We start from the raw sequence: 10,381 nt of genomic DNA, 5'->3' as shown, positions 1-10,381 counted from the left end.
CCTGCTCTCTCAGCTCCGGGGTGACCCAGATATGCTGAAAAGCCCGCAAGAGGCGGGGTATGTCGTCCCTGGATTTGGGGTTGAAGGTGATGGCAGAGATATCGACCTCGCCTAACTGCATTTGTGGTTTGATGGTTTGGCGCATGAGTGAGACAACAGCCTGTCAGTGGAAATCTTCAATGATTAAGTTAGGTCATAGACTGCTGTTTTCAAGGGCTGATGGGTTTTCGGACAAGCACTATTTACTGAACGGTAGATCCTTTAGACAATCAATGGTGTTGCATTCGATTCTGTCAGTCTCTTTCCGGTATGCCTTTTTATGGGGCTCACCAAACGAGCGAATAACAAGCTTACCCCTGTTTTCCACCAGCCTTGCCAGGGCAGACTGCATATCCGAGGGCTTGAGTTTGCGAATTTCATCCGCAATCTTCACTCGATTGTCAAAATCCAGCTCGCCACTGGCAATTCCCTGCCAGAAACGACCATTACGTTCATCCATATTGTCATCTTTCTTCAGCAGGTCACCGATCAACCCCTGGCGATACTGTTCCAGCTCCTGGTCTGTCAGTCCTGCCACCACCGCTTTCTGATCGTTCAAAAACTGATCTACACGACCTTCCAGGCCAATAGGGTCCAGCTTGGGCGATTGCACCACAAAAATAACACCGGGGTGTTTCTCAAAGGGACGAGGTCCGGCAAACACCACATACCCCAGCTGCTGCTCCGTCCGCAGGCTATTAAAAAACGGATTTGCCAGCAGGCGACCAAGCAATGCGTATTGAGCCCGTTCCCGGTTATCCGTCTCGGGAATCTGGTAATAACTGATCAACATCGAGTCATCATGCTCAATAGCCATATTCAGAACACGGTTGGTGCCGCCCAGAAGGTGGAAGGGCAGATCAAAACGGTCCCGACGGTTATGGTCATTCAGTAATGCCGACTCCACCATTGACGACAGTGTTAGTGCTTCCTGCTGACTGTGGTTGCCATACACCAGCATTTCTATATGAATCTGCTGGTAGAAGTCATGGGCATACTTGATCAATTGCTCATAAGTGACCTTTTCAGCAGCATTCAACAGAACATCATCCTCAGGATAGGATGGATAGGTTGCCTGGCTAAGCGCATCCATTCCCAATCGGTAAGGGGCATGGAACTTCTTGTTTTTCAGCCCTCTGACCAGTACTGCCTGTTCCTGTTCAAACGTGCTCTTCTCAGGCTTAAAGGTTGTGACTGCCTTGAGAATGTCTTCCAGCAGTACGGCCTGTTTGTCCTGATATCCGGCAAGGCTGATTAACAGCCCGCGTCGTCCGGCAGTGATACTGTAATTGAGGCCCGCCTCCCTGGCCGGATAGCCATATTCATTGAGACTTCTTGACAGCAGGGACTTGTATATCTGGATCAAGACATTATCGTCAGGTGTCGCTGAAGCAGCCGGTGTAGAGATCATCACCCGTACATTGCCACGGGGCATATTGAAGCTGGTATCGGTCAGGCTCCATACCCGTAATCCCGGCTGTTCAAGAATAACCGATGGCTCAGTGACCTGGCCGCTGTCATGCAGTTCAAGGTTACTGGCGATAAACGGGTTAGGGTCAGGAATAGTCAATGACTGTCGGGCAATGGGCGTCTTCAGCCGTGTGACCAGCTCATCGGCAAGGGGCTGAATGCTGTATTGCGTCTCAAAATACGGCTCGACCTTATCCGTAGGCAGGTTCTGGGCAATGACCACCTGACGTAGATTTTCCGGGGTCATTCTGGCCAGATAACCTGAGATCAGCTCAGGGTCGTAGGAGTCATAGAGGTAATTTGCTTCCAGCAAATGCTCCGGTGGCAGATAGTGCATTCTGGCCGCCAGCCCTGAGGCAGTCTGCTGCGGGTTACGGTCTTCCTGATAGCGAAAGGCCAGCTCTGCAATTTGTTTGCTCTCCTCATAGAGCCATGGCTCAAGGCCTTCCCTGCGAATCAGATCAAGATAGTCAAATACCATTGCCGTGATCTCATCCACCCGGGCTAACCCTTCAGGCGTCAGTTCCATGCGAACGGTAAACTCACTGTACTCATTGGGCAGGTCACTGTTGTAGGCTGCCAGTGAATCAATCAGGCCTCGCTCTTTCAACAAACTGTGCAAACTGCCTTTGCCTTCGTAGCCAATGATTCGGGCAAGATAGCCCAGTGGCTTGATATGGTAAAAAGGCTGTGCACTGGGCATGGGAAAACCCAGTGACAGAACCCGGGTATCTTTTAATGGCACAATATTGATACGGGCCTGCAATTCATTCCGGGTATACGGCTGTTTACCAATAATCAAATCGGGTTTTGCGCCCGGAGGAACCATCGAAAAAGAGGAATTGACCCACTGTTCAAGCCTGTCCAGTGGCTCTTTGCCATAGACAACCACGCCCATATTGGCAGCAACATAGTACCTGTCATGAAAATCCTTTAACGACTGCCAGAGCTGCCCGTCACGATCATGCAGCGTGTCAAGGCTGCCGATATTAAACCGGCTCTTCGGGTGCTCCGGGTTCGACGTTGCATTGAGCGCCATAAAGAGACGCCAGCCATCCTCTCTGGCGTGCAGGCGATACTCTGAATCGACCGCATTTTTTTCCCGCTCTACGTAGTTCGGGTCCAGCCTGGGCGCGATAAAAAACTGGGCAAGGCGATCCAGCGCTGGCTGCAGCTGGTCGCTGTTAATATCAAAGTAGTAATTGGTTCGTACATCCGTCGTATAGGCATTACTGCTGCCACCATTGGCACGGATAAATTCAGAATAACTGTCTACGTCCGGGTACTTTTCCGTCCCCATAAACAGCATGTGTTCGAGAAAGTGGGCAAGGCCAAGACGGTCGTCGGGATCCTGGTAACTACCAACATTCACATCCACCGCAGCTGCCGACTTGTCGGTATCCGGGTCCGAGATCAGTAGTACCTTGAGACCATTATCCAAAGTGATATAGCGATAATGCCGGTCATCAGCAGGGCTTTTTATTACGTCTCCCGGGGTCACAAGGGCTTCTCTCTCCGTCGTCATTGAACAACCTGCTATTGAAACCATGGTTAATACTCCAGCAACCATTGACACCAGTTTTTTTAACATATCAGCTTTCACTGTCCGGAACATCATACAATCTTTTGATCTATCCTGTTTTATTCGGCTTGCCGACAAATCACCAACTATCCGCATTTTCTTACATTACTAAATCAATGCACTGAATGTCAGCATGGCGCATCTTCGTTTGGACTACAACAGCAATGCACCGTTTTCAATGCAGTGGCTTTAAGAATCGTCGATCATGAACAACAGATGATACCTGTGACACTATTAATTGATCTCATAAAAAAACGGATATGAGTAACAATTTTAACTTGCTTTACGATCATGGATACTTGAAACATGTGGAACTTACCTCAAGATTTCCATAAACAGGGCAATAAATTCACCCGGTTACTTTGGCTTTCCCAAAGTGCTTTACCCGGTTTTATCAAGGAAGACTTTGCAGGATTGCACTGGTTTTTCATTGTTTTTTCATGAATAATCAGCATCCCTTCCTGATACTTCATTTTCTTTGCTTTCATGAAATTCCCCGGCCGACGAAAGATCAAGCATTACTTCCCGGTCAATACCCACAATCGCTTCGATATGGAAAGCTCAGTGTTTGGCCAGGCCAACACCTATATCTGTGGTATTGACCAGAACCTGGTGGATATTACTGCCCGAGTCGATGACTCAGTACTACGGGATTTTGGCCTCGATAAAGGTGCCTCTCAATGGATAGATAACGACCAGGCCAATCGTCTGTACTGTTTTCTTAACGAGCAGCAGCTTATTGAAGACCAGTTTGCCGGTGGCACCATCGGTAACACGCTTCATAATTATTCGGTGCTGGCAGATGATCGTTCCGTTCAATTTGGCGTTATGAGCAAGAACATCCAGGTGGGTGACTACGCGTATCGCTACCTCTGCAATACCAGCAGTAAAGTCGATCTTACCTGGCTTCAGCCGGTTGACGGCCCTATTGGCCGATGCTTTGCGCTGATTACGGAAGATGGTGAGCGTACCTTCGGTATCAGCCCCGGTTTTATGAATCAGCTCAGTCCCGAGTTTATCGATGAAACAATCATCGCCGAATCCTCAGGCCTGGCGCTAAGCGCTTACACGCTGGCGAATCCTTCCCTGCCAATTTATCACGCCATGGTAAAAGCAGCACAGCTGGCAAAAAAACATGAAGTACCGGTCATTTTGACATTGGGCACCCGTGGACTGGTCAATGCCATCAAGCAACCACTGATCGAGTTTCTTAACGAATATGTCACCATTGCCGCCATGAACGAAGAAGAAGCCGAGGCATTGACAGGAGAACCGGACCCCCTGTCAGCATCTGAGCATATGCTGCAATGGGTTGATATGGTGTTACTGACGGCTGGCGCTGAAGGTCTTTATTTAAGTGGTTATACTGAAACAGCGTTGGCCAGGGAAACTGACAATCCTATCCGTTCCGGAGCGATCAGTGATTTCAACAGGTATGAATTCAGCCGCCCTCTGCTTCGCGCTCACTGTGAAGAACCACTGAAAGTATACTCACACATCAGCCCCTATCTTGGTGGCCCCAAAAACATAAAAAACACGAACGGTGCAGGCGACGGTGCATTGGCAGCACTTATTCACGATATGGCTGCAAACTACTATCACCGTCAGGTATTACCCACCTCAAGCAAGCACAATAAGCCCTGGGTTACTTACTCATCCTTTGCCCAGGTTTGCAAGTACGCCAACCGGGTCAGTTTTGAAGTGCTGGCACAAAGCTCTCCCCGTCTGTCCAGGGCATTGCCGGAACGGGAGATGAGCCTGGAAGACAGCTACTGGGACCAGTAAACGACCATATCCTCTCCTTTTAACGGTGCCAGGATCAACGGCATCGTTATTCTACCTGGCTGTCAACTGTCAGCTGCTATAGTTGTTCGATCATCCTATGCCAGAGAAACCACAATGAAGGATTGTGTCGTCTTTTACGGTGCCAGTGTAACCAGTCGGTCAAAAACTCAGGCCCGGGAAATTATTGACCGTGCGATACATATCTGCGAGTTGCTCAGAAACTATGGTTATCAATGCCATGCAGATGTAGTTCTGGATGACAAGCTGCACAGTCGATCAGCAGCATCCATAACCAATATCCCTGAAAAGTTTCTCAAGCTGAGTACCGAAGAACAGGTCAATAAGCTATACCCTTTTCGTTCATCTGATCCCAATGAGCTGCATAAAGAGCTGGCCTGCTACTACTGGGGACTGGACAGTTTGAGAAATGCCCGGTTCTGCCTCTGGGATTTGACTTACCCGTCCACAGGTGCGGGCTTCGAACTGGCAACCGCTCTGACACTGGGTAAAAAGTGCTTTTGTTTTTCAGAAAACACCCGAATATCATCCACCGTGTGTGGCTATCCACTGAATTCACTGATGATTAGCAACTATGGTGACGGATTTGAGCAACAGTTACTTGAATTCATAAAAGCCAGTGACCGGCATTTCAATATAAACCCCGGGGAACAGCCGGACAGCCTCTAAGGAATTGTCCTGAAATACCTTCCACATTTCTACAGACGCTGAACACTGTAAAGAATACTGTGACGCGGTTAAAATAAAAAATCATTTAACAGTAAAGTGCCGCCATGGATATCAGCCATTTAAGAGAAGAGTACACTCAGGCAGGGCTCAGTCGGGACAACCTGAAAACCAGCCCCTTTGACCAGTTTGAGCTCTGGTTCAAGCAGGCTCAGCACGCTCAGCTGGCCGAACCCAATGCCATGAGCCTTGCCACCGTTTCGGCATCAGGTATGCCATCCCTGAGAACGGTACTCCTCAAGTATTTCGACCAATCGGGTTTTGTCTTTTTCACCAACTACAGCAGTAATAAAGCCAGGGATATTACCAGCAATCCCCACGTTGCCATTATGTTTCCCTGGGTGGCCCTTGAACGACAGGTGGTCATCCAGGGCAAGGCAGAAAAAATTTCCACGGCCGAATCACTGCGTTACTTTACCAGCCGCCCTCATGGCAGTCAGCTCGGTGCCTGGGTATCACAGCAAAGCTCAGTCATTACCGGACGCAAGGTTCTGGAGTTGAAACTGGAAGAGATGAAACGCAAATTCAGGGAAGGAAAAGTGCCTCTGCCCGATTTCTGGGGTGGCTATCGCGTCGTGCCGGAGAGCATTGAATTCTGGCAAGGTCGCCCGAACCGCCTGCACGATCGCTTCCAATACACCCGGTTGTCCGCAGAGAAGGGCTGTGACTGGCAAGTCGACCGCCTTTCTCCCTGAAATCCCGTCAGTATTTTATGGGCACGTTATGAGTAAAGAAACCGCAGCACGAATCGCCGTAAGGGATGCGCTTATTCAACTGGTTGAACTGAATCGCTTATTCCGGGAAGCCATTGAATCGGACCATGGCTTACCCATCTGGATCATGGAGACGGAATCCGAATCCACAAACCACCGTGCCCTGGCAGCAGGTATTGCCACCCGACTGACCTATATCGAAGAGCAGAACAAGCAGGAGACCGCCCGCTTAACCGGATTGGTCGGCGTTTCTGAGCAGACCTTACAACTGGGCGAAGAACTGAACCTCTGTCGTGATCAGTTTAAAACGGCGATGGCCAACTTTCGCAAGCTGTTTGGCGACAGCATCGAGGCCATTGAACAGGCATCCGATGATTTGCGGGATGGTTTACTGGGAGGGCTGCAGGTCAAACACCTGCACTTTGTGCAATGTTACCGGCAACTCAAGCTCTTTCCAGAGCCCCCCAGACGGGTTGGCTTCAGTTGGGCTGCAAGTCACAGTGGCACGGTCAGGCTGACCGCCGAAGAAGCGATTGACCATTTCAGGAAGAAATACATAGCCTCCGTCGCCGTTAATGAAGACATTGGCCTGCTGGAGAAAATGCCCGCCAAAGAAGTGGTGGTGATCAAGCGTATACTGGCTCCCCACCTGAGGGCCAATATTACCTGGCCAAAGGATATTCAGGCGCTCAGGCAGGCGGACCCGGCATTGAAAAAACAGTATCCGGCACAGATTAACTCGCCACTCCCCCTGTTCATTCAGCTGCAGCCGGGAGAGCCGTTACCGGAGTTTAACCGGATTCGCCCCTATGACCCGTCTGCCAGACAGGAAAGACTGCAGCGCAGTGATGCCCGCCTGGTTAAAATTAACGACAATCCCCATTCAAGAATTTACCGTTATGCCTAGCCGTCTTTTTCCCTGAGATAAGCTTCCAGGTCCGTATAACCGCCAACGTACTGCTGACCATGAAAAATCTGGGGAACCGTTTCCACTTCCTTGCCGACGGTCTTGGACAGGTCAGCCTTACTGATCCCCTCTTCGTAGATATCAACGTATTTGAAAGGCAAACCTTTCATCTCCAGCAGCTGCTTGGCACGTACACAGAATCCACAGCCAGGACGACCAAACACAGTAAACCGATCCATTATTTATGCTCCATCAGGTTCATGGGAAAGCACCCAGTTGGTGCAGATAAGTATTGAAGCAGGCACTATAAATGCTGCCTGCTGTTCACAGAAATCACCTCTCTCAAACGTTGCCGGGCCTGCTTTTCTCCGGAAAAACTGCAGGCTGCAACCACCTGATGCCAGGGGTGATTCTGGATCACTCGAGTGACCAGCAGCCTTGCATCCACAGCATCTATATCACCCGTCCCAAGTATTTGAAAGGTCACTCTTTTGATGACATCAATGCAATTCTCATATTGCCTCTGCCCCTCTGTAAAGGAAACCAGCTCACGCTGATTATCGCCGGACAAAGCATAATCATCACTGCCCCTGATTATCGGTGCCATCATGGCAAAGATGGTGGCAACCACCTCAAAATCAAGCCCTTTGAGTTCATCCATCAATAACCACCGCAGCTGAGCCAGGCATTTCTTATGGGCCTGATCAACCAAGTGTTTTGCAGTGTGCGATAATGGCTTGAGCATCATGGCAGAATGGGTACCACTGGCGGCATCCCTGGACAAACCAACCCGCACAGGTACATAGCAAGAGTCCCCCCAGAACTTCAGAAGGTCATCAGTGGCACCAAACAGTGTGCCCAGGTAATCAATAGGCTTTTTTGCGGCATCCTGCTGGAGTTTATTAAGCAGCATTTTGCCCAGCCCTGTTCTCTGGCAATCAGGGTGAACCGCTATTCTGATGACCCGGAGTCCTTTCAGGAAGATAGCTTCCGGTAAGCCCAGATGATTACTCAGTGACTGCGGCAGCAAATGTCCGCGAACCCTGCGCCTGCCCAGCCAGATATCATCAGCCAGAATCGGGTCAATACCTCCTTCTCTGGCTGCCAGAAGCACGGCGATCAACCATTGCTGTCGATCAAAAAGACCGTAGACCTCCATGTTCCCACCATCCAGCAGATGCCGAAGGTCAAATGGCCGTGTCTGATAATGAGCGAGAACCAGCAAACCAAATAGCTGAGTTAACAAGTCTTCATTGAACAGTAATTCTTCAGATGATATCCGCCTGAAAGTGCACTGCTGCGAACGGATACTGTCCGGCTTATCAATGGCAGCGGGCACTGCATTGAGCAGCAGCGCCCTGAAGACAAAGTCTTCCAGGGGGTCTTCCGGCTGCCAGCGAATCGGCTCCGCCATTCTCAGCTCGTGCCACTGAGGTGTTTTGCTATCCAGAACCTTCCTGAAGCGTATGGCAAAACCCCGACCGGTTCCTTCGTAACCATGAATGGTTGTAGCATAGACAATCCGGCTATAGTGAGTCAGCATTTTTTCCAGCAAGGGTGTGGGAATGGCAGCGGCCTCATCAACCAGTAGTAACTGGGTTGCGGGCAGTGCCTGAACCAGATCGTCCGGAGGGATAAACTGAAGTCTGCCTGAAAGAGCAGCACGATCCTCACCCAGCACTTTCCCGGCATGGTGAAAGAACACCTCTGCGGCATTTCTTGACGGAGCAGTTATGATTATCTGCTCAACACCTTCCAGCAACAACTGTGCTGCTGCGATGCCCAGAGATGCACTTTTACCTCTGCCCCGATCGGCCGTCAGAACCAACGGGCGACGGCGATGCCCACGAAACACCTTGTGTATTCCCCGGACCGCCCGCATTTGTGAACGGGTTTTACAGGGGGCGGTGACCGTCTCGTCCTTGTCACCCGGTGTTTTTTTATCAGGCTTATTTTTAGCCTCCTGAATCCGTAATACCCCACCCTGAGTCAAGAGAGATAGCTGATTGGAGGCTTGAATAATTTGCGACAAGCGCTGCAAATATCGTCCGGAGATATCCTCAAATTGTTGAGGATAAACCTGCATCCGGCGATGTTCAGGGTCGTGGAAATATTGCCATTGGTCCAATGGCGGTATTAACAGTACCATAATGCCACCGGCACTTAACGTTCCACTAATGGCACCAAACGCATCGACATCAAAGCCTGCATGGGCATTAAAGATAATGTTCTGATGCTCCCTGCCTAACCGGGACAGACACTGTTTTGCCGCAATAACTTCTGAATTTGAGACTGCAAGCTCAGGCAAATCTGCTCCAATCAGAAGAACAGACTCCCCTGTCAGGGCTGGTACCATTTCCACCACTTGAGCCTTACACCAGTCTGCATTGCCTGCACATACCAGTAGACGCCGATGACCAGACAGCCTGCCGACTGATTTTAGCGCTCGAACAAGTTCAGAAGCGCTAGAAATGGCCTGTTTACTCATGGATATCAGGAAGCCCCAGGCTCGGCTTTCACCGACCTGCCACCCTCTTTCACGACATATGCTTTGTTGATAATAACGGAGTCAACGGGTACATCACCGTGTGGGCCTCGATAACCCGTCTTTACTCTGGCAATACTGTCTACCACATCCATGCCTTTGATGACATGGCCAAAAACGGCATAACCCGGCTTATAAGGTTTACCATTGAGAAATTCATTGTCTTTGAGATTGATGAAAAACTGTGAGGTTGCACTATCAGCGATCTGGGTTCTGGCCATGGCGATAGAGCCACGACTGTTTTCCAGACGCTGATTCAGCAGCGACTCATTTTTGATCGGAGCACGGGTGGCCCGCTGGCTCATATCCGCGGCAAAGCCTCCCCCCTGAATCATGAAGTTATTAATCACCCGGTGGAATACCAGGCCGTTGTAGAAGCCACTTTCAACATACTCGATAAAGTTGTTGACGGTGACGGGAGCCTCTTCGGGTGCCAACATTAAAACAATATCTCCTTTGCTGGTTTCCAGAACCACCTGAAACGCTTCGATCTTCTTCTCTGCAGCTTCAGCTGACTCTGTCGCTGCACCATTCGCCAGGGTAGTCAAAAAAAGGATAGTGCTTCCCAGCAGCCAGTTTCGCATCAAACGCATTGA

The 10,381-nt window shown here is 50.0% G+C and carries 9 protein-coding genes and 1 pseudogene; 4 read left to right on the top strand and 6 right to left on the bottom strand.

The window, feature by feature from the left end:
• From J7438_RS27880 to J7438_RS19300, 3 genes and pseudogenes are all read right to left on the bottom strand, one after another.
• Positions 1-145 (bottom strand): annotated as a pseudogene (locus J7438_RS27880) (ISNCY family transposase); the annotation flags it as partial.
• 93 nt (positions 146-238) lie between these two features.
• A complete protein-coding gene (locus tag J7438_RS19305) occupies positions 239-3,034 on the bottom strand; it encodes an insulinase family protein (RefSeq protein ID WP_209277844.1) in 2,796 nt (931 codons plus the stop codon).
• Between the two features lie 377 nt (positions 3,035-3,411).
• Positions 3,412-3,579 carry a hypothetical protein gene (locus tag J7438_RS19300; RefSeq protein WP_209277843.1) on the bottom strand — a complete coding sequence of 56 codons (168 nt, stop codon included), beginning with the start codon at positions 3,577-3,579 and terminating at the stop codon, positions 3,412-3,414.
• Here J7438_RS19300 and J7438_RS19295 point away from each other — a divergent pair.
• The 4 genes from J7438_RS19295 to J7438_RS19280 all read left to right on the top strand — a co-directional run bounded on the left by J7438_RS19295 (position 3,578) and on the right by J7438_RS19280 (position 7,240).
• Positions 3,578-4,876: an inosine/guanosine kinase gene (locus J7438_RS19295; protein ID WP_209277842.1), complete on the top strand. Its 1,299-nt coding sequence runs from the start codon at positions 3,578-3,580 to the stop codon at positions 4,874-4,876. The two genes, J7438_RS19300 and J7438_RS19295, sit on opposite strands and share 2 nt — an antisense overlap.
• Positions 4,877-4,990: 114 nt before the next feature.
• Positions 4,991-5,563: a TIR domain-containing protein gene (locus J7438_RS19290; protein WP_209277841.1), complete on the top strand. Its 573-nt coding sequence runs from the start codon at positions 4,991-4,993 to the stop codon at positions 5,561-5,563.
• 104 nt (positions 5,564-5,667) lie between these two features.
• Positions 5,668-6,315 carry a pyridoxamine 5'-phosphate oxidase gene (pdxH, locus tag J7438_RS19285; protein ID WP_209277840.1) on the top strand — a complete coding sequence of 216 codons (648 nt, stop codon included), beginning with the start codon at positions 5,668-5,670 and terminating at the stop codon, positions 6,313-6,315.
• Positions 6,316-6,343: 28 nt separating this feature from the next.
• Positions 6,344-7,240, top strand: coding sequence for a DNA replication terminus site-binding protein (locus J7438_RS19280; protein WP_209277839.1), 897 nt, complete (start codon positions 6,344-6,346; stop codon positions 7,238-7,240).
• On the opposite strand, the gene J7438_RS19275 is transcribed toward J7438_RS19280, so the two are convergent.
• From J7438_RS19275 to J7438_RS19265, 3 genes are all read right to left on the bottom strand, one after another.
• On the bottom strand, positions 7,237-7,479 hold the full coding sequence (locus J7438_RS19275) for a GrxA family glutaredoxin (protein WP_209203767.1): 243 nt from the start codon (positions 7,477-7,479) through the stop codon (positions 7,237-7,239). The genes J7438_RS19280 and J7438_RS19275 overlap by 4 nt on opposite strands.
• 65 nt (positions 7,480-7,544) lie before the next feature.
• Positions 7,545-9,728 carry a tRNA(Met) cytidine acetyltransferase TmcA gene (locus J7438_RS19270; protein ID WP_209277838.1) on the bottom strand — a complete coding sequence of 728 codons (2,184 nt, stop codon included), beginning with the start codon at positions 9,726-9,728 and terminating at the stop codon, positions 7,545-7,547.
• A gap of 5 nt (positions 9,729-9,733) precedes the next feature.
• On the bottom strand, positions 9,734-10,369 hold the full coding sequence (locus J7438_RS19265; RefSeq protein ID WP_286196722.1) for a peptidylprolyl isomerase: 636 nt from the start codon (positions 10,367-10,369) through the stop codon (positions 9,734-9,736).
• Positions 10,370-10,381: the final 12 nt, after the last annotated feature.

Origin of the sequence: Thalassotalea sp. G20_0 (genome assembly GCF_017744175.1) — a bacterium.
GTDB lineage: Bacteria > Pseudomonadota > Gammaproteobacteria > Pseudomonadales > Endozoicomonadaceae > Endozoicomonas.
The sequence above is the reverse complement of the archived record's forward strand: the minus strand, read 5'-3'. Positions and strand labels throughout refer to the sequence as shown.